Below are 21,057 nucleotides of genomic sequence, written 5' to 3'. Positions count from 1 at the left end.
GCACGGCGCATCACCCCTTGACCGCTCCGCTGGTCAGCCCCGCGACGATCTGCCGGTTGAAGAAGATGTACATGATCAGCGGCGGGATCGTGATGAGCAGGATGTCCATGAACAGCAGGTTCCACTGACTGAGGTTCTGGCTCTGGAAGTTGTAGAGCGTGAGCTGCACCGTCGCGTTGGCATCTCCGGGCAGGAAGTACAACGGGCCGGTGAAGTCGTTGAACACGCGCACCGCCTGAACGACGATGATCGTGATCATCACCGGGCGAAGCAGCGGCATCACGACCGAGAAGAACAGCCGCATGGGTCCGGCTCCGTCGATGATCGCCGCTTCGTCGAGCTCGCGCGGGATCGTCGAGACGAACGCGCGGAAGAGCAGGATGCAGAACGAGAGGCCGAAGGCCGCCTCGATGAGGATCATGCCCGGCATCGTCTTGAAGAGACCGAGACCCTGCAGCACCCAGATCGTCGGCACCACCGCCGGCGGGACGATGAGCCCGGCGAAGACGAGGAAGTAGACGATGGCGTTCCAGCGGGACTTCCGCCGCTGCAGCACATAGCCGACCGCGGCCGAGAAGACCACCATGATCGCGACGCTCACGACCGTCAGCACCGTGCTGTTGAAGAATGCGCGCAGGATGATGTAGTCCCGCGTCTGGAGCACCGCCAGGAAGTTCTCCCACAGGTACCAGCCCTGCTGAGGCAGCGTGAACTCGAAGAGCGAGGCCTCCTGCGGGTTCTTCGCGGCGGTGAGGAAGATGAACGCGAACGGGACGATGAAGACGATGATCGACAGGACGATCGCGATGACGCCCACGACGTACTTGCGCAGGAACCTCCGGAGCGTGAGCGGTCGACGATCCTCGCGTGCGGCGCGGCGGACCGCGCGGGCGTCCGCGGTCGTGATGGTGCGCGTGACGGTCATGATTCCACCTGCCGACGGTTGATGAAGTAGAAGATCGGCACGACGATGGCCGTGACGATGACGAAGAGCACCACGTTGCCCGCCGTCGACAGGCCGTAGAAGCCCGCCTGGTACTGCTTGTAGATCACCGACGCGATCACGTCGCTCGAGAACCCGGGGCCGCCTCGGGTCATCGCCCAGATCAGCTCGAACGATCTCAGGCCGCCGATGAGCGAGAGCAGCACGACGGTGCCCGTCGCCGGCGTGACGAGCGGCAGCGTGATGTTGCGGAAGACCTTCCACGCCCCGGCGCCGTCGACGCGGGCGGCCTCGAAGTACTCCTGGGGGATGGCGACGATGCCGGCGATGTAGATGAGCGTTGCGATGCCGACGCCCTGCCAGACGTCGACGAGTGAGACGGAGTACAGCGCGAGCGAGGGGTCGGTGAGCCACGCGGGGCCCTGGATGCCGATCGCGGCGAGCGACTTGTTGATGAGCCCGTCGAACGGATCCATCAGCACCTTGAACGTGATGCCGACGCCGATCGTCGACACGAGCACGGGGAAGAAGATGGTGGCGCGGAGGTACCCGCGACCGAGGATCGAGCCCGTCAGCAGCAGGGCGAGGGCGAGGCCGAGGACGACCTTCAGGCCGGAGGTGATGAAGCCGTAGATGAAGGTGTTGATCAGGCTCTGATAGAGCATCGGCTCCGTGAAGAAGGTCACGAAGTTCTGGAAGCCGATGAACTCGACGTCGAAGAGGGACCAGCGCGTGAGGCTGAAGTAGAACGACGCGAACGTCGGGACGGCGAAGAGGACGATGAAGAGGATCCCCGCCGGGATATAGAACCAGAGCGGGTACATGCTCCTCATCGAGCGCCGCGTGTGCGGCGGAGGCGCGGCGGTGTCTTTCCGCGCGGGGGCTAGCGTCGTCATGTCATCTCCATTGATGTGAAAGGGGGGCCGCGCCGCGGACGACGCGACCCCCGAATCGGATGCTGTTCAGACTCGCGTCCGGGTCACCAGCCTTCGAGTCCGAGCTGCTGAGCCTGCTTGACGACATCCTCGTCGTAGAGGGCGGCGCCGGCCTCAGCCGTGCTGATGCCCGAGCCGACCTGCACCGTGATGTTCTCGAGGTTCGGTCCCTTGATCGGGGAGAGGAACTCGAGAGCCGGGTTGGTGTTGCCCTCGTCGAAGTACACCTGCATGTCCTTGAGGAGGCCCGGCACGTCGTCGGGCAGGACGCACGCGTTCGCGTAAGGACCGCTGGGCACCATCGCGGTGTTCTGGACCTCGCAACCGGCTTCGGTCTGCGTGAATGCGACGAACTTCTTCGCGGCCTCGAGCTTGTCGCCCTCGGTCGTCTTCGGGATGTAGATCGCGTTCGGGAGCCAGACGGTCAGCTTCGTGTCGGCCGCGTCCTGTGCGGGCAGCGGGAAGACGCCGACGTCTTCGAGCTCGTCGGGGTTGTTCTGTGCGATGGTCGAGACGATGCCGGTCAGGATCGGGTAGTGCGCTCCCTCGCCGGTCGCGATCATGCGGGCGCCATCATCGAACAGCGCGGAGCCGAAGTCCTCGTTCCACCAGCCGGCGTCGAAGCCCGCCTGCTGGTTGGCGAAGCCTTCCAGCGCCGGCTCGTCGACGTACTTGCGGTTGCCTGCCGTGTACTCCTCGGCCCAGTCGGGGTCCGCCGCCAGCACGTTGCCGAAGTCGCCGAGCACGAACAGCTGGCTCGTCCACGTGTCGCCGTAGGTCTGGATGACCGGGGTGATGCCGGCGGCCTTGATCGCTTCGTTGTTCGCGGCGAACTCGTCCCATGTGGTCGGGATCTCGAGGCCGAGCTCGGCGTAGATCGCCTTGTTGTAGACGACGGCGCCGGCCTGGGTCGCGCCCCAGGGCGCCCCGTACACGCCGTTGTCGGTCGAGACCACGGCGGTCATGGTGTCGATGAGGTCGCCTGGCCAGTCCTGGTCGTCGAGCGGGACGAGGTTCTGGTCGGGGTTGAGGGCCTGGAAGAGCGAGCCCGAGTTGTAGTGGAAGACGTCCTCCATCTCGCCGGTGGCCAGCTTGGTCTTCATCAGGTTGTCGCCCTCGGTGCCCGCGGGCTGCGTCTCGAGTTTGACCGAGATGTCGGGGTTCTCCTCTTCGAACGCCTCGATGAGCGCTTCCGCCGCAGTGACGTTGGCTTCGGCGTTCTGGGTGAGATACGTGATCTCGACCGTCCCGTCGTCGGATCCGCCGTCACCACTGCACGCGGCCAGCGGCAGGGCCAGTGCGACGATGCCCGCGCCTGCGAGGAGCACTTTCCTGGTCGGGGAGCTCTTCATCTTTACCTCCTTGTAAAGCTGAGCGGATGGTCCGCCCACGTTGCCGGATTCCCTGGTGCTTCGCCGAGTGGATCTCGATGCCTCGAGCATTGAAACCATTCAACCCTCGTAAGGTACGTCCGTTCCGCGGCGGGGTCAACAGTGGATTCCGAACTGGAGCGTCACGATCGTGTAACGGTCTACACTTCGATTGACAAGAACCATGAATCGTTTCACGATGATGGAGCGGGTCGGCGATGCGGCCGACCGACGAAAGGACACAGCCATGGCGGCTCTTCCCTCTCCCTCGGCAGCGGATGCCGCGACGCGCGTCGTCGCACTCCGCACGCAGCACGGCCCCGGCCTCCTCGGTGTGCCCCGTGCAGGCCTGCGTGTGAGCTGGCGCGCCGAGACCGACGACGCCGGTGCCCGGATCGAGGGCTACCAGCTCGCGGAGGGTCCTGAGGACACCGAGCTCGTCCCATCGGAGCCGGTCGCATCCCCCCGCACCGCGGGCGTCGCGATCCCCGGATCGCTCGCCCCACGCGAGCGCCGCGCCTTCGCGGTGCGGGTCGCGACGACGACCGGCTGGACCGCATGGAGCGAGCCGCTCGTGGTCGAGGCCGGCGTCGAGGGCGCCGACCTCGAGGCGGCCGTCATCGGCACCGACACGACCGCCGAAGGACCCGTCCCGCTGATGCGGACCGAGTTCGCCCTCGATCGCGTGCCCGCGTCGGCGCGCCTGCGCCTCAGCGCCCTCGGCCTCGTCGACGCGTGGATCAACGGCGTGCGCGCCACCGATGCGCTGCTCACACCGGGCTGGACCTCGTACCAGGAGCGCATCCTCGTCGACACGATCGACGTCACCCCGCTGCTGCGTGAGGGGACGAACGTCGTCGTGCTCGCGGTCGCCGACGGCTGGTACCGCGGCAGCTTCGGCTTCGCTCGGCGCCAGGCCATCTACGGCGACCGCACCGGCGCCCTCGCGCAGCTCGAGGCCGACGGTGAGATCGTGGCGAAGACGGATGCCACGTGGCGGGCCGGCTTCGGAGCCGTGCGCAGCGCCGGCATCTACGACGGCACCGTGACCGACCTGCGCCTCGACGACCCCGCCGTTCACGAGCCCGGGTTCGCCGCGGACGGCTGGTGCGCGGCATCCGTCATCGACATCGACCCGGCACGGTTCGAGCCGCGGTCCGCACCGCCCGTGCGTGTCGTCGCCGAGCTGCCCATGCAAGCCTCCGCGCACGACGGACGCACGCGCCTCGACGGCGGGCAGAACGTGTCGGGCTGGGTGCGGCTGACCGTCCGCGGCCACGCCGGCGATGTCGTGACCGTGCGCCACGCGGAGGTGCTCGAGCCTTCGGGCGACCTGCACGTGAAGGCCCTGCGGTCGGCGAAGGCCACCGACGTCTACACCCTGGACCGCGACGGCGAGCACACGCTCGAGCCGGCGTTCACCTTCCACGGCTTCCGCTACGCCGACGTCGAGGGCGCCGAGGTCGTCTCGGCGACCGCCGTCGCCATCTCGAGCGACCTCGCTCCCCGCAGCACGTTCTCCTCATCGCACGAGGCGCTCGACCGCTTCCACTCGAACGTCTTCTGGTCGCAGCGCGACAACTTCGTCTCGGTTCCGACCGACTGCCCGCAGCGCGACGAGCGCCTCGGCTGGACCGGTGACGCCCAGGCGTTCGCCGCGACGGCGAACACGCTCATGGACGCCGAGGCGTTCTGGATGTCGTGGCTGCGCGACCTCGAGATCGACCAGACCGACTCCGGCGGCGTCCCGGCGGTCGTGCCCGACATCATCCGTCCGCAGGACATGCTGATGGGCGGCGTGCCGACCGAGAACATGGGCCGTGCGGGATGGGCGGATGCCGCGACCATCGTGCCGCTCGCGGTGTACGAGTCATACGGATCGACGGAGGTGCTCGCGCGACAGCGGAGCAGCATGCGGCGCTGGGTGGAGCACCTCCGCCGCCGCGCCGGCGACGGCGTCGTGCTGCCGACCGGCGACTTCCAGTTCGGCGACTGGCTCGACCCCGATGCGCCCGGCGACCGGCCGTGGGAGGCGAAGGTCTCGAGCGACTTCGTGTCGAACGCGTTCTACGCGCACTCGGCTCGTCTCCTCGCCCGCGCGGAGCGGATCCTCGGAGACGCGGACAGTGCCGCGGAGTACGACGCGCTCGCCGACCGCGTCGCCGCCACCACCTTCGAGCGCTGGGGTGAAGAGGCGGTCCTCACGCAGAGCGGTGCCGCGATCGCCCTCGAATTCGGACTCGCGCCGACCGCACGCCGGGCCGAGATCGCCGACGGCCTCGCCGAGAACGTCCGCCGTGAGAACGGCCGCATCGCCACGGGCTTCCTCGGCACCCCGCTCGTGCTCTTCGCGCTGTCGCGCAGCGGCCACCTCGACGAGGCGTACCTCATGCTGCTGCGGCGCGAGGCGCCGTCGTGGCTGTACCAGGTCGACCGCGGCGCGACGACGGTGTGGGAGCGGTGGGATGCGATCCTCCCGGACGGCAGCATCCACTCCGGCGCAATGGACGCACTCCCCACCGAGGACGCCTCCGAGGACGAGACCGGCATGCTGTCGTTCAACCACTACGCGTACGGCGCGATGATCGACTGGGTCTACCGCACCGTGGCAGGACTCGCTCCGGATGCCGACGACCCCGGGTATCGCACCGTGCACGTCGCTCCGCGGCCAGCGGTGGGGCTGTCGCACGCGTCGGCGTCGATCGACACCCCGCAGGGTCGCCTGGCGATCGACTGGCGCGTCGACGGCGGGGTGTTCGAAGCCACGCTCGAGGTGCCGTTCGGCACGCGGGCCCTGCTCGATCTCCCCGTCACGGCGCAATCGACCGCCACTGTCGGCGAGGCCCCGGCGCCCGCCGAGCTCCGCCACGGCACGCACCGCATCGTCGTCACCGCACCCGCGGTCGCGGCATCCGGCGCCGTCGTACCGGCCTGATCCCGGCATCCGTCAGCGCACCCAGACAAACCCCACCACACCGACCATCCCCCAGAGGAGTGCCATGAGCAGCCCCGTTCCGCACATCGTCATCGACGCACCGCACGGCAGCGACGTCGTCGCGTCGCCCGCCCCCGAGCTCGGCTGGCGCACCGAGACCACGACGCCGGACTGGCTGCAGGCGGTCGCCGGCATCGAGATCACACGTGACGGCGACCTGTCGACCCACCGCATCGACGGGCGAGCGTCCACGCGCATCGCCTGGCCCTTCGCTCCGCTGACGCCGCGCGAGCAGGTGTCGCTGCGCGTGCGCGTGACCGGCGAAGACGGCGTGGAAGGTGCGTGGAGCGCGCCCCGCCGCGTCGTCGCGGGCTTCCTCGGCGATGACGAGTGGCAGGCCGCGACCATCGGACTCGCCTCGCCGTCCGAGACGGCGCAGCCCGCGTACCTCCGCACCGAGTTCGAGGCGATCGGTGCGGTCACCCGCGCCACGCTCTACGCGACCGCCGTCGGCGTGTACCAGGTGGCGATCGGCGGCATCGACGTCGACGACCAGGTGATGAAGCCGGGCTGGACGCCGTACGAGCAGCGGACGATCCACGAGACGACCGACGTCACCGCCCTCATCGCGGAGGGGCGCAACGCGATCGGCGTGCGGCTGGCCGGAGCCTGGGCGACCGAGCGCTTCGGGTTCCGCGACAGTGCGCGGCCGCTCTACGGCGACCAGCCGAGGTTCGCCGCGCAGCTGCTCGTCGAGTACGCCGACGGATCGAGCGAGTGGGTGGTGACGGATGCCTCGTGGCAGGCGTCGACCGGCCCCATCACCGCCAGCGGGCTCTACGCGGGCGAGGACTACGACGCCCGCTCGGCGCTCGTCGACGGCGATGGCCGCGGCTTCGCCGAGGCGGGTTTCGCCGCCGAGGGCTGGGAGGCGGCCGCCGAACAGGAGCCGATCCACACGCCCGAAGCGCGGGTATCGCCGTTCGTGCGACGCATCGAAGAGCTGAGCGTCCAGCAGGTCATCACGACGCCGGCCGGCCGGACGGTCCTCGACTTCGGACAGAACTTGGTCGGCCGGCTGCGGCTGCGGGTGTCGGGTCCCGCGGGCACCGAGCTCACGCTGCGTCACGCCGAGGTGCTCGAGCACGGCGAGCTCGGCACGCGACCGCTGCGCGCCGCCGCTGCGACCGACCACTACATCCTGTCGGGCGAGGGCCTCGAGGAGTGGGAGCCCGAGTTCACGTTCCACGGCTTCCGCTACGCGGAGGTCGAGGGCTGGCCGGGCGAGTTCGACCCGGCGGACGTCACCGCGGTCGTGATCCACAGCGACATGGAGCGCACCGGCTGGTTCGAGGCATCCGATCCCCTCGTCAACCAGCTGCACGAGAACATCGTGTGGGGTCTGCGCGGCAACTTCCTGTATCTGCCGACCGACTGCCCGCAGCGCGACGAGCGGCTGGGCTGGACGGGTGACATCCAGGTGTTCGCGCCGACGGCGTCGTTCCTGTACGACGTGCGCGGGTTCCTCGACTCGTGGCTGCGGGACCTCGCGATCGAGCAGGTCGACGGTGTCGTGCCCTTCGTCGTGCCGAACGCGCTCGGCGTCGCGCGTCCCGCCGCCGCGTGGGGAGATGCCGCCACCGTCGTGCCGTGGGTGCTCCACGAGCGCTACGCCGACGTCGCGACCGTCGAGCGCCAGTACTCGAGCATGAAGGGATGGGCGGACGTGCTCATCGACCTCGCCGGCCCGCGCCGCCTGTGGGAGGGCATGTTCCAGTTCGGCGACTGGCTCGACCCCGACGCGCCGCCGCACCTTCCGGCCAACGCCAAGACGGATGGCGACATCGTGGCGTCGGCGTACCTCTTCCGGTCGGCCGACGCCGTGGCGCGCGCCGCGGCGCTCCTCGGCAGAGATGACGAAGCGCGACAGTATGCGGAGATCGCCGAGGAGGTGCGCACCGCGTTCCTGGCCGAGTACGTGACCCCCGCGGGACGCATGATGTCGGACGCGCAGACCGCCTACGCGATGGCGATCGTGTTCGACATCGCGCCCGCCGACCAGCAGGAGACGCTCGGCGCCCGGCTCGCCGAGCTCACGCGGCTGTCGGGGTACCGCATCGGCACGGGGTTCGTCGGCACGCCGATCATCCAGGACGCCCTCACCCGCACCGGTCACCTCGAGACGGCACGGCGCCTGCTCACACAGACCGAGAACCCGTCATGGCTGTACCCGGTGACGATGGGCGCGACCACCATCTGGGAGCGCTGGGACTCCATGCTCCCGGACGGCTCGATCAACCCGGGCGAGATGACGTCGTTCAACCACTACGCGCTGGGCGCGATCGGCGACTGGCTGCACCGCGTCGTAGCCGGTCTCGCCCCCGACGCGCCCGGGTACGCCCGCCTGCGCATCCAGCCGCACCCGCTCGCGGAGTTCGATCACGCGTGGGCCGAGCACCTCACCCCGTACGGCACCGCGCGCGCCGGCTGGACCCGCGCCGACGGTGTCGTCCGCGTCGAGGCGGTCGTCCCGCCCAACACGACGGCGGTCGTCGTGCTGCCCGACGGGCACGAGCTCGAGGTCGGATCGGGCACCCACCAGTGGGAGATGGAGGATGCCGCACCGCCGGCCGCCGCGTCCCGCATCGATCTCGACTCGACCCTCGCCGCCGTCATCGACGACCTCGACGCCTACCGTGCGATCGGGGAGGTGCTCGAGGCGGCGAACCCCGAGTCGGCTCACGCGTTCCGCACGAACACCAAGTGGTCGGAGCGCCGTGAGCTCGGCGAGGCGCTGTTCATGCACGCGGGTCCCGACACGCAGCGCGAGATCGCCGAGCGCCTCGCCGAGCTGTCGGCGAAACGCGAGGGGGCGAGGGTCGATGCCTGAGTGCGGACCGGGGAGGCGGGCGACCGCTTCCCCGCCCACGGGGGCTTCGCCCCACACCCCTGGGCGCCGCCGCGCGCCCGTGCCCTACACTCGCGGAGAGCAGAAGGTCGTTCGGGGAGTGCCATGGTGGTGAGTGTGCGGGATGTCGCGGCTGCGGCATCCGTCTCCGTCGGCACCGTCTCGAACGTGCTCAACCGCCCCGAGAAGGTGTCGCCGGCGACCGTCGAACGCGTCACGCAGGCGATCGAGGAACTCGGCTTCGTGCGCAACGACGCCGCCCGTCAGCTGCGCGCCGGACGCAGCCGCAGCGTCGCGCTCATCGTCCTCGACGCGGGCAACCCGTTCTTCGCCGAGGTGGCCCGGGGCGCCGAGGACCGCGCCGCAGAGTCGGGCATGAGCGTGCTGCTCGGCAACAGCGACGAGCGGTCGGACCGCGAAGACGCCTACCTCGAGCTCTTCCGTGAGCAGCGGGTGAACGGCGTGCTGGTCACGCCCGTCGACCGCGATCTCGAACGGCTCGCGCGCCTGCAGCGCGGCGGCGTGCCGGTGGTGCTGGTCGACCACGAGGACTCCGAGCGGGCGTTCGGATCGGTCTCGGTCGACGACGTCGAGGGCGGCTATCTGGCCGTGTCGCACCTGCTCTCGACCGGTCGCCGGCGCATCGCGTACATCGGCGGCCCGCGTTCGCTCCGGCAGGTCGCCGACCGGCTCGAAGGCGCCCGCCGGGCGGTCGCCGAGGTGCCGGGTGCGACGCTCGAGGTCATCGAGATGTCGGCGCTGTCGGTGCTGCAGGGACGCGAGGCAGGCGAGCTGCTGCGAGGACGCGCCGCGGCCGACCGGCCCGACGCCGTGTTCGCGGCGAACGATCTGCTCGCGGTCGGTGCGCTGCAGGCGTTCACGCTCATGGGCGACCTGCAGGTGCCGCGCGACATCGCGCTCATCGGTTACGACGACATCGACTTCGCCTCGGCGACCGTCGTGCCGCTCAGTTCGATCCGACAGCCCGCGCACCTCATCGGCTACACGGCGGTCGACCTGCTGCTGAAGGACATCGAGGATCCGGAGGGCGCCCACGACCGCACCGTGCGCTTCCAGCCCGAGCTCGTGGTCCGCGAGTCCACCGCCGGCTGAGCGGGCCCGCGCCGGCGAGGCCCTCCCACCGGTCGCGGAGCGAGCATCGGCCCGTCCGTCTTATCCGGTCGCTGAGCGAGCGCCGGCGAGACGAAGCGTCAGCCCGCGCCGGCTACGGGCGCGTCGCCTCCTCCAGCAGCTCGAGCACGTGGCGGTAGTCGGCGCCGGTCGCGCGTGCCATGCCCAGCTCGCATGTGCGGTTGCACGACGCGTGCGCATCGGCGTCGAGCGCTCGCACCTCGGCCGCCTCGGGCGCTGTGGCCGACGCGGTCAGCTCGGGATGCAGCATCCCGCGGTCGCCGGCGAAGCCGCAGCACGACCACGCGTCCGGCACGACGACCTCGGTCGCGACGACGCCGGCGACCCGGCGCAGCGACGGGGCGAGTCCGAGCTGGGTCGACGAGCACGTGGGGTGCAGGGCGAGCGTGCCGACGCGCGGCGTCACGGTGCCCAAGCGAGGGAGGATCACGCGCTCGGCGAACGCCACGGCGTCTTCGACGCGGGCGTCCACGCCGGCGTCGACGAGCAGGTGGAGGAAGCCTTCGGTGCAGCTCGAGGCGTCCGTCACGATCGTCAGCTCGCCGCCGCGTGACGCCTCGGCGATCGACGCGGCCACTCGCCGGGCCATGACCTCTCGTCCGCCCGCGTATCCCTTCGACGTCCACGGCGTGCTGCAGCACAGGGAGTCGACGTGCTCCGGCACCGCGAGCCGCACGCCCGCGCGCTCCGCCAGGCGGCGGAAGGCCTCGGTCACGCCGATGCCGTCGCCTGCCGCGCCGAACATCGTGTTGACGCAGGCGGGCAGGTACACGGCGACGGGTGCGCCCTCGCCCGAGCCGACGCTGTCGCCGAGACGTGAGCGCGACCGACCGCCGCCGGGCAGGTCGCCGGAGTACCGCGGCACGGTGTCGGCGCCCAGCACGGCGCGGCCGAGGTCCGTCGCAGCGGTGACGATCCTGGCGGGGAGGTGGTCGGCGAGCGTCAGCCCGGCGCTCGCGACACGTGTGGCGGTGCCCCAGGCGTGTGCGGCGCCCTTCCAGGCGGCGCTCGCCGCGGGGGCGGCATCCTCTCGTCGCAGTCGCTTGACGAGGCTTCCGGTGTTGATCAGCACCGGGCAGGCCGTCTGGCACATGCCGTCCACCGCGCACGTGTCGATCCCGGCGTAGTCGTAGTCGCGTTCGAGCTCGCCCGCGAGTGCGTGATCTCCGGATGCCTCGGCCCGGGCGATCGCGCGGCGCGTGACGATGCGCTGCCGGGGCGTGAGGGTCAGGTCCTTGCTCGGGCAGACGGGCTCGCAGTAGCCGCACTCGACGCAGCGGTCGGCCTCGGGCTCGATCGGGTCGGCGAGCTTGATGTCGCGCAGGTGCGCCTCGGCGTCGTCGCCGATGATCACGCCGGGGTTCAGGATGCCGCTCGGGTCGCAGAGCGCCTTGAGCTCGCGCATGACGTCGTACAGCTCATCGCCGTACTGGCGGCGCACGTACGGCGCCATGACGCGACCGGTGCCGTGCTCGGCCTTGAGGTTGCCGCCGGCGTCGAGAACGAGGTCGACCATGTCTTCGGTGAACGCCGAGTAGCGGGCGAGCTGATCCGGCGACTCGAAGCGGTCGGTCAGCATGAAGTGGATGTTGCCGTCCTTGGCATGTCCGAAGATCACGCTGTCGCGGTAGGCGTAACGGTCGAACAGCGTCTGCAGACTCGCGCAGGTGGCGGCGAGGCCCGCGACGGGCACCACGATGTCTTCGAGCAGCGCGGTGGTGCCGGTCGGACGCGCACCGGCGACGGAGGCGTAGAGCCCCTTTCGCAGCTTCCACGCGGCGGCGCGCTCGACGGCGTCGGATGAGAAGGCGGCCGCCGCCTCGAGCGGCTGCGCGGCCAGCGCCCGGGAGCCGCGGTCGACGAGGACGGCGAGCTCCTCGTCGTCGTGCGCGTGGTACTCCACCAGCAGGGCGGCCTGCGAGCGCACGGTCAGGCCGGCGATCTCGCGCGGTGCGCCGGCGAGCGACTGGCCGACGCGGAGGGATGTCGCGTCCATGAGCTCGAGCGTGGCCGCGCCGGTCGCGACGAGCTCCGGCAGAGCCTGCGTCGCCGCGTCGAGGTCGGGGAAGACGGTGAGCGCCGTCGCCATCCGCGGCAGGATCGGAACCGTGCGGTAGGTCGCCTCGGCCACGAACGCCAGCGTTCCCTCGCTGCCGACGATGAGGTGTGCGAGCAGCTGGGGCGGCGTCTCGAAGTCGAGGAATGCGTTGACCCCGTACCCCATGGTGTTCTTCATCGCGAACTGGCGCCGGATGATCTCGACCGACGTCGGATTCGACACGACCCGGTCGCGCAGTCGCATGAGCCGCTCCACGAGCTCTGGTTCTGCCGCCCGCAGCGCGGCGTCGGCGTCGGGCGCTCCGGAGTCGACCACGGTGCCCGAGGGGAGCACGAAGACGAGGGACTCGAGCGTGCGATATGTGTTCTCGGTGATGCCGCAGGCCATGCCGCTGGAGTTGTTGCTCACCACGCCGCCGATCGTGCAGGCGATCTCGCTCGCGGGGTCGGGGCCGAGCCGGAAGCCGTGCCGCGCGAGGCGGGCGTTGACCTGGCGCACGGTGGCGCCGGGCTGGACGCGGACGCGCTGCCCGCCGCTCTCGACGTCGATGCGGCGGAAGCGCTGGCGCACGTCGACCAGGATCCCGTCCGTCGACGCCTGGCCGGACAGGCTCGTGCCGCCGGAGCGGAACGTCAGACGCGACCGGCTCTCGGTCGCCGCGCGCATGACGGCGCCGACTTCGGCGGCGTCGGCGGCGACCACCACCGCCTGCGGAGTGAGGAGGAAGTGCGACGCGTCGGAGGCGTACGCCACACGGTCGATCGCGCGGGTCTTGACGCGGGACGCCTCTGCGACCGTGCGCGAGATGGCTCCGGGAACCGCCGCAGGCGCCAGGGTCGTCGCCGCCGTGGTCGCTTCCGCCGCAGCGGTCGCCGCCGATCGCCTCGATGATGAGCGCGGGATGGTTCTTGCCACGGGGGACTCCTCGCTGAGTTAGACTGCAATCGCATTCGACCAAGAATGGATATGCACACTCCTATGGATATGCAGAATAGCGGACTCTCCCACGGTGCGGGCTTCGAGCGATATTGGGAGAGCACCGCGCCGGGTGCCGGTCGACGGATGCCGCGGGCCGACGCCCAGAGCGACGCCCGCGTGCTGAGCCTCAACGGCACCTGGCGCTTCCGGCTCTCACCGACCGCAGCGGGTACGGGCGAGGAGTTCCTCGCGGACGACTTCGACGATGCGGCGTGGGATGAGATGCGCGTCCCCTCGCACTGGGTGCTGGAGGAGTTCACGCCGCTCGCCGGTGGACCGGCGCGGCGCGTGCTCGGCACCGAGGAGGGTCCTCTGTACACGAACACGGCGTATCCGATCCCGCTGGATCCGCCGCACGTCTCCACCGAGAACCCCACCGGCGATTACCGGCTCGTCTTCGATGTGCCCGCGGACTTCGGCCCGGCGGTGCTGCGCTTCCAGGGTGTCGACTCCTGCGCCAAGGTCTGGCTGAACGGCGAGGAGCTCGGCTGGTCGACGGGCAGCCGGCTGCCGTTCGAGTTCGGTGCGCCGGTGCGCCCGGGGCGAAACGTGCTGTGCGTGCGGGTGCACCGCTGGTCGGCCGGCACGTACCTGGAGGACCAGGACATGTGGTGGCTCCCGGGCATCTTCCGCGATGTCGAGCTGCTCTCGCGTCCCGCCGGGGCCGTCGACGACCACTTCGTGCACGCCGACTTCGACCCCGAGACCGGCATCGGCACGCTGCGGGTGGATGCCTCGATCGCCGCGATCGTCGAGATCCCCGAGCTCGGCGTCCGGATCCCCGCGGGGGAGACCGTGGCCGTTCCGGTTGAGCCGTGGAGCGCCGACAGCCCTCGCCTGTACCGGGGGACGCTGCGCTCGAGCGGCGAGATGGTCGAGCTGGCCGTCGGCTTCCGCCGGGTCGAGATCCGGGACGGCGTGTTCACGGTGAACGGTCGCGCGGTGACGTTCCGCGGCGTGAACCGGCACGAGCACCATCCCGACACCGGCCGGACGCTCGATCGCGACACGATGATCCGCGACATCGTGATGATGAAGCGCGCGAACATCGACGCCGTGCGCACGAGCCACTATCCGCCGCATCCGGAGTTCCTGCGGCTGTGCGACGAGTACGGCCTGTGGGTCGTGGTCGAGGTCGACCTCGAGACGCACGGGTTCATCTACGAGGGATGGGCGCACAACCCGCCGGCGCTGCCCGAGTGGCGCGACGCGCTGATGGATCGCCTGCGGCGCACCGTCGAGCGTGACAAGAACCGTCCGAGCGTGGTGGTGTGGTCGCTCGCGAACGAGAGCATGACCGGAGACGGCTTCGCCGAGATGCGGCGATGGCTCGACGAGCGGGATCCTTCGCGACCCGTGCTGTACGAGCGCGATCCGAGTTATCGCGACTCCGACTTCTACTCGCTGATGTATCCCTCGCTCGAGCTGCTCGAGCAGATCGGCCGCCATGAGGAGCCGCGCGGGGGCCGCCTCAGCATGCATGGCATGGTGTTCGGGGAGTCGGATGCGGTTGCGCCGCTGCCCGACGGGGTCACGGAGGCCGACGAGGAGCGCCGGCGTGCGCTGCCGTTCCTGCTGGTCGAGTACGCGCACGCGATGGGCAACGGGCCGGGCTCGCTGCAGGACTACTGGCGCATCATCCGCGCGCACGACCGCCTGTGCGGGGCCTTCGTGTGGGAGTGGATCGACCACGGCTTCCACTCGGTGACCGAGCAGGGTGTGCCCTTCGTGATGCACGGCGACGACGTGGACTACGAGCCCCGGGGCGGGCGCTTCAGCCTGCACGGCCTCGTGTTCAGCGATCGCACGCCGACTCCCGGCCTCGTGGAGCTCGCCAAGGCCCACGAGCCCGTCACCGTCGAGGTGGGTCCGCGCTCGGTGTGCATAGCGAATGACCGACACTCTGTGGACACCTCGGATCTGGTGTTCCGCTGGTCGGTGGAGGCGAGCGGCGAGGTGGTCGCGCACGGGGTGCTGGATGTCCCGCCGGTGCGTGCGGGCGATTCTCTCGAGATCGCGATTCCGGATGCCGCCGCTCGCGACCTCGCCCACTCGGGCGTGCTCGCGGCGGGGGATGCTGCGGACCCGGCATCCGCTGCTGTCGATGTCGTTCTGACGATCGAAGCCGCGCTCGCGACCGACCGCCTGTGGGCGCCTGCGGGCCACGTCGTGGCGTGGGGACAGCGGGTGTCGGATGCGGAGGCAGTCACGAGCGCAAGCGCGGTCGCGTCGTCGGGTGGGGCCGACGCCACCACTCGGGGCGCAGCCGGAGACACCACCCAGGATGCGGTCGCCGACACCCGGCGGGCGGACCTCGCGCCTCCACTCGTCGCGAACGCGACCGTGGAGGTGGGCCCCGGCGTCTTCGACGCGACGACAGGCCGGCTCGTCCGGCTCGGCGAGCTCGAGATCGAGGGGCCGGTGCTCGACCTCTACCGAGCGCCCACTGAGAACGACCACGGCCAGGGCGACCTCAACGACCTCGCGTCGGTGTGGCGCAAGACCCAGCTGCATCGGCTGCTGCACCGGGTCGACGAGCTCGACGGCGGCGAGGGGTGGCTGCGGGTGTCCGGGCGCACAGCGCCGCGGACGCATCCGCACGGCGTCGAGTGGACGATGACCTGGACCGTGGACGGCGACGGGCTGCTCCTCGATGTCGACGCCGATTTCGTCGGACCGTGGACGGACACCCCGTACATGCACCGCGACATCCTGGTACCGCGGCTCGGTCTGCTCTTCGGTCTGCCCGGGGTGACGGAGCGCGTGAAGTGGTTCGGCCGTGGGCGCGGAGAGACGTACGTCGACTCGTTCGAAGGATCCCGCGTGGGGCGTTTCGAGCGGCTGATCGACGACCTGCAGGTGCCCTACCCGGTGCCGCAGGAGAACGGCAACCACGTGCAGACGCGCTGGCTGGAGGTCTCGGCGCCCGGCGCGCCGACGCTGAGAGTCGAGGGTCGGCCTGAGTTCGACTTCACCGCCCGCCGCTGGACGTCGCACGATCTCGATCGGGCGACCAAGCTGCACGAGCTTGCGGACTCGGGCCGCGTGTGGCTCAACATCGATCATGCGCAGCAGGGGCTGGGGTCGGCATCCGTGGGTCCCGCGCTGCCTGAGCGGTACCGCGTGCCTCGCGAGCGCACCGTGTGGAGCGTGCGACTGGCGGTGCGCTGAGTCGCGGAGACCGTCGTGGATCCGGCGACCCGGTGGGGTCAATCCGGGGCGCGCGGGCGGCCGACCAGCTCGGCGGGTGGTGCGGGGAACGCGCCGGCGGGGTAGAGCTGGTTGGCGGTGGCTTGGATGTCACGGCTCATCGGCAGGCGGATCGTCGACAGCACGCGGCCGTTGTGCGAGACCCGGAAGACGTCGCCTTCTCCGTTGGCGTTGCCCACCCAGACGGCGGTGGTCACCCGCGTGCTGGACTGGACCAGCCACGTCTGGATCTGCTCGTGGGTGCCGGTCTTGCCCATCATCGGCGTGCCGTCGTTCGGGTTGGCGCCCGACCCGGTGCCGCCGGGCCGCATGACGCCCTGCAGCGCGAACGCCGCCGCGGCGGCCACTTCAGGGCTGATCGCCCGCGTGCACCGGTCGCCGGGAACGGGAAGCTCCTTGCCGTCCGCATTGACCACACGCTCGATCGCGCGCGGTACGCAGGAGACGCCGTCGTTGGCGACCGCGGCGAACGCCGAGGCCAGCGCGACCGGTGCGATGTTGTTGGTTCCGATGATCGCCGCGGAGCCGTCGATGTCCACCCGCTCGCCGGTCCCGCGTGTCACGCCCAGCCGCGCCGTGACGTCTTCGATGTCGCAGAGGTCGAGCTTCTCCGCCATCGCGAGGAAGCCGCTGTTCAACGACTGCGCGGTGAACTGCATCGGCGTCCCGGTGTAGCCGGGAACGCCCCCGAAGTTGCGCACGACGTGGTTCTCGCGGTTGATCCACGTGCCCTCGCAGCGGTCCTGCAGGCGGGGGATCGCGCGCAGCCTTCCGTTGACGCTCTCCGACAGCGAGTGCCCCTTCTCGAGCCAGTCGACGAGCGTGAACAGCTTGAACGTGGACCCGGTCGCGAACCCTTTGGAGACCCCGTGCTCGAGGTCGCCGGCGTACACGAGCGACGTGTAGACCGGATCGGTGGCGGCGAGGTCGCGGTCCTCCGTGAACCTGTTGTTCTGGCTGATCGCGAGGATGCGCCCGGTGGTGGCTTCGATGCTGACCGACGCCGACCCGAAGTCCATGCCCGCCACGGTCTCGGGCGCGTATCGCCGCATGGCGTCCTGCGACGCGTTCTGCAGCTGCCAGTCCAGCGTCGTGTAGATGTTGAGGCCCTCGCGCGTCAGCGACTGCTGTCGCTCCTGCTCGGTCTCGCCGAAAGCCGCCGCGTAGTCCGGGTCGGAGCGCACGGTGTTCACCACGTACTGACAGAAGAAGGGCGCGGACGTCGCCACGCACCCGACATGTGCGGGCTGCACCGCGGGAGCGATCGGCTCGATCGCCGCCGCGACGTACTGATCGACGGTGATGCGCCCGTCCTCGCGCATCCGGTCGAGCACGTAGAGCTGGCGTCCTTTGGTCGCACTGTAGGCATCGCCGGCCGCGAGGTGCTGCTCCGGCGTGATGGTGCCGTCGGCGAGGAGCGAATCCAGTCCTGCGAGCGTGCCGGGCGTCACATCGTCGATCGAGCCGTCGGCGGCCTTGTTGTAGGTGGTCCCATCGGCGCCGGTGATCGACCCGCTGGTTCGGTCGATGCGGAACGTGTTGGGATTCTGCACGATGCCTGCGAGCGTGGCCGCCTGGGTCAGCGTGAGCCCCGCCGACGTGGTGCTGAAGTAATAGCGGGCTGCGGCTTCGATGCCGTAGGTCGTGCCGCCGAAGTTCGCGATGTTCAGATACCCCAGCAGGATGTCGTTCTTGGAGTACTTCTGCTCGACCTGCACGGCGTAGCGGATCTCCTGGAGCTTGCGCTGATAGCCCTCGACACCGCTCGCCTGAGTGGCGTCGTGCCAGCAGTCCCGCAGCACCTCGTCGCGAGACTGGGTGTCGGTCGCGACGGCGTCCCGCTCGCAGCGCTGCACCAGCACGTTCTTCACGTACTGCTGGCTGATCGAGGAGCCGCCCTGGGTCGCACCGCCCTGAGCGTTCTTGATGAGAGCGCGGGTCGTGCCGACGATGTCGATGCCGCCGTGCTGGTAGTAACGGGGATCCTCAGAGGCCAGGATCGCGTCGTACATGACGGGCGCGACCTCATCGAACGTGACCGGAACGCGATTCTGGTCGTAGAACGACGTCAGCTCGACGTCCTGCCCGCTCGCCGGGTCGCGCGCGTAGATCGTCGTCGGCAGCATGAGCCGATCGATCGCGAGGTAGCTCGGCATGCCGTCGAACAGGGAGACCGCTGTGCTCGCCGCGTGTCCTGAGATCGCGAGGACAGGTGCGAGCGGAGCGACCACCAGCAGGCCCGCTATCGCGCTGAGCACGACGAGCCCCGCGAGACCACCGAGAACGCCGGCGAATGTGCGCGTGTAAGGCGGCGCTGGCGCCTTCGCCGAGTCCTTCGATGACCGCTTCATGACGACTTCCAATGTGCGGTGGGAGACAGCATGACAGACCGCTCCGGATTCCGAAACGGGTACTTCATCCCGCCGGTCACGGGGCGGGGTGGCGGCCATCAGGCCCCGCCGGTCACGCGGCGGGGTGGCGGCCATCCCTCATCCCGCCGGTCACGCGGCGGGGCGGAATCTTCGCGGTGGGGGCTGGAGGTCGCCGAAGGCGTAGCGGCGGGCGAGGCGCGGGACGAGCGCGAGCGGTGGGGTGTCGTCGGGGGGATGAAGGAGGAAGTCTCCGTCGCCGTGGCGAGTGATGCGCCATCCGCCGTGGTGGAGCTGCATGTGGTGGAAGCGGCACAGCAGGATGCCGCGGTCGATGTCGGTCTTGCCGTGGTCTCGGTGCCAGTGGTCGATGTGGTGCGCTTCGCAGTAAGACGCCGGCCGATCGCAACCGGTCCAGCGGCAGCCGCCGTCGCGGATCGCGAGCGCGATGCGCTGCTTCGGCGAGTACAGGCGGGCCTCACGGCCGAGGTCGAGGGGGTTTCCGTGCTCGTCGTGGATGACCGCCCGGGTGCCGACGCTGCAGGCGTGCTGGGCGACGAGCCAGCCGGGCACCGACGTGCCGGAGTCTTCCAGGAGCGCGACAGCCGGTCGACCGTCGACCGCGTCGCGGTGAGCGGTGGTCGTGCTGACGATCCGGATGCCCGGCTGGCGGGTGCCGAACACGGTGGGGGCGTCGGCGAGCGCGCCCGCACGCAGTACGTCGATGATCAGGTCGTAGGCGAGCTGGTCGTTGCTGCGCGGATCGGCGACGAGGTCGGCGGCGCGCGTGCGTTCATCGGAGTCGACGAACCGGGGGCCGCCGCGGCGGGGGCGCAACGCGGTGCCGATGATGGCCTCGATCCACGCGCCTCCCTCGTCTTCGAACTGGAAGGTTCCCCGGCGTGTCCCGTCGCGGTCGGTCCAGGTCCGGAATGATCGGCCGTGGAACCTCTCCTCGAAGCGGCGGTCCGCGCCGACCGGGTCGAGCACGTCGCGGATGCTGCGCGCAGCGGAGCCGAGCTCATCCACCGTCCGCAGGGCGGCCTCGTCGATCAGCTGGGCGGCCGCGGTCTCCCACGCGGAGGTGACATCCGCGGAGATCGAGGAGGCTTCGGACGCCTCGAGGCCGCCGTCATCGCCGGCCGGGAGCAGGGGTGGCGCGCCGAGTCCGCGGTAGATCGCGTCGTGCTGCGCAGAGGTCAGCTTCCCTGTCATCAGCGCGTCGCCGAGCGCGGCGTGCCAGGGCCGGGCCCGGACCGGCGTCGGCGCCGCGACCGGCTCACCCGCCGCGCCCACCTCCCCCGTTCCTCGGTCGATCAGGTCACCCGCGAGGGCCGGCACGTTCTCAGCGAGCGCTTCGCCGAGCCGCACCTGCTTGGCCGCGTCAGCCCGGGTGGTGCCGGTGAGGTCCTGGATCAGCGACACGGGGGAGCGGTGCCCGCGCGTCTGCGCCAGTCCGCCGTGACCGGCATCCCGGGTCGACCGCGCGGCGACCACGCCCGACCCGGCGATACGCAGCGACTCGCCGCCCCGCACCAGCACGGTCGCCTGCTCGATCAACGTGATGACACCGTCATCGGTCAGTCGCTGCACCGCCGCAGCGACCTCACCCGACTCGATATCGTCTCCGATTACCGCACGCAGCTCTTCGAACGCCGCCTGCATGTCGGAGAAGAAGCTCATACTCCATCGTGGCATCAGCCTCCGACATTAGAATAGACGTTCTAGAAGCCGCGGCTCAGCAGTGTCGCGCCGGCGCCGTCGCGAAGCGCGACGAGCGCCTCCCGCTCGTACTCCGGCATCCGCTCGGGCAGCGCGTCGAGGTCGAACCACGCGATCTCGGCGCACTTGCGGGGCTCGAGGATCTGCGGCTCGCCGGCCCAGTCGTCGCACACGAAGAACCAGTCCACGCGCTGCTCGATCGGGTTGTCGGTCCCGTCGGTGCGCTGCATCACCGCGACGGCCGACAGCGCCTCCGGCGCGAGCGTGAGACCCAGCTCCTCGCGCGCTTCGCGGATCGCGGCCGCGACGGCGGTCTCGCCGAGCTCGACGTGGCCGGCCGCACCGGCCGCCCAGCATCCGTCCATGTACCCGGTGTTGTGCCGCAGCTGCAGCAGCACGGCTCCGCCCCGGCGGAGATAGACGTACGAGGACGGGACGACGGAGAAGCGGCTCACGGCGATCCAACCTAGCGGCCG

The 21,057-nt window shown here is 70.3% G+C and carries 11 protein-coding genes; 4 read left to right on the top strand and 7 right to left on the bottom strand.

Annotated elements, in window-relative coordinates; translation table 11 throughout:
* Positions 1-10: 10 nt before the first annotated feature.
* The 3 genes from MRBLMI12_RS06715 to MRBLMI12_RS06705 form a co-directional block, all read right to left on the bottom strand.
* Complete coding sequence (locus MRBLMI12_RS06715; protein ID WP_363355021.1) at positions 11-925, bottom strand: carbohydrate ABC transporter permease; 915 nt, start codon at positions 923-925, stop codon at positions 11-13.
* On the bottom strand, positions 922-1,839 hold the full coding sequence (locus MRBLMI12_RS06710; RefSeq protein WP_363355019.1) for a carbohydrate ABC transporter permease: 918 nt from the start codon (positions 1,837-1,839) through the stop codon (positions 922-924). Before MRBLMI12_RS06710 ends, MRBLMI12_RS06715 begins: the two co-directional genes overlap by 4 nt.
* Positions 1,840-1,922: 83 nt before the next feature.
* Entirely contained in the window at positions 1,923-3,230 is a 1,308-nt protein-coding gene (locus MRBLMI12_RS06705) for an ABC transporter substrate-binding protein (protein WP_363355017.1), read from the bottom strand.
* 265 nt (positions 3,231-3,495) lie between these two features.
* On the opposite strand from MRBLMI12_RS06705, the gene MRBLMI12_RS06700 reads away from it, so the two are divergent.
* The 3 genes from MRBLMI12_RS06700 (at position 3,496) to MRBLMI12_RS06690 (ending at position 10,204) form a co-directional block, all read left to right on the top strand.
* Positions 3,496-6,183 carry a family 78 glycoside hydrolase catalytic domain gene (locus MRBLMI12_RS06700; protein ID WP_363355015.1) on the top strand — a complete coding sequence of 896 codons (2,688 nt, stop codon included), beginning with the start codon at positions 3,496-3,498 and terminating at the stop codon, positions 6,181-6,183.
* A gap of 64 nt (positions 6,184-6,247) precedes the next feature.
* Positions 6,248-9,073, top strand: a complete 2,826-nt coding sequence (locus tag MRBLMI12_RS06695) for an alpha-L-rhamnosidase (protein ID WP_363355013.1) — start codon at positions 6,248-6,250, stop codon at positions 9,071-9,073.
* 123 nt (positions 9,074-9,196) lie between these two features.
* Positions 9,197-10,204: a LacI family DNA-binding transcriptional regulator gene (locus MRBLMI12_RS06690; RefSeq protein ID WP_363355011.1), complete on the top strand. Its 1,008-nt coding sequence runs from the start codon at positions 9,197-9,199 to the stop codon at positions 10,202-10,204.
* Between the two features lie 112 nt (positions 10,205-10,316).
* Here the strand turns inward: MRBLMI12_RS06690 and MRBLMI12_RS06685 are convergent, their stop codons facing one another.
* Positions 10,317-13,136, bottom strand: coding sequence for an FAD-binding and (Fe-S)-binding domain-containing protein (locus MRBLMI12_RS06685; RefSeq protein ID WP_414686210.1), 2,820 nt, complete (start codon positions 13,134-13,136; stop codon positions 10,317-10,319).
* Positions 13,137-13,280: 144 nt separating this feature from the next.
* Here MRBLMI12_RS06685 and MRBLMI12_RS06680 point away from each other — a divergent pair, with 144 nt between their 5' ends.
* Entirely contained in the window at positions 13,281-16,451 is a 3,171-nt protein-coding gene (locus MRBLMI12_RS06680; protein WP_363355009.1) for a glycoside hydrolase family 2 TIM barrel-domain containing protein, read from the top strand.
* A gap of 38 nt (positions 16,452-16,489) precedes the next feature.
* On the opposite strand, the gene MRBLMI12_RS06675 is transcribed toward MRBLMI12_RS06680, so the two are convergent.
* The 3 genes from MRBLMI12_RS06675 to MRBLMI12_RS06665 all read right to left on the bottom strand — a co-directional run bounded on the left by MRBLMI12_RS06675 (position 16,490) and on the right by MRBLMI12_RS06665 (position 21,036).
* Positions 16,490-18,841, bottom strand: a complete 2,352-nt coding sequence (locus tag MRBLMI12_RS06675; RefSeq protein ID WP_363355007.1) for a transglycosylase domain-containing protein — start codon at positions 18,839-18,841, stop codon at positions 16,490-16,492.
* Between the two features lie 150 nt (positions 18,842-18,991).
* Positions 18,992-20,542, bottom strand: coding sequence for an HNH endonuclease signature motif containing protein (locus tag MRBLMI12_RS06670; RefSeq protein WP_363355005.1), 1,551 nt, complete (start codon positions 20,540-20,542; stop codon positions 18,992-18,994).
* Positions 20,543-20,583: 41 nt separating this feature from the next.
* Entirely contained in the window at positions 20,584-21,036 is a 453-nt protein-coding gene (locus tag MRBLMI12_RS06665) for an NUDIX hydrolase (RefSeq protein ID WP_363355003.1), read from the bottom strand.
* Positions 21,037-21,057 lie beyond the last annotated feature (21 nt).

It is taken from the genome of Microbacterium sp. LMI12-1-1.1, assembly GCF_040676455.1.
Lineage (GTDB): Bacteria > Actinomycetota > Actinomycetes > Actinomycetales > Microbacteriaceae > Microbacterium.
Note: the sequence above shows the minus strand (reverse complement) of the source record. Positions and strands in the feature narration are given on the sequence as shown.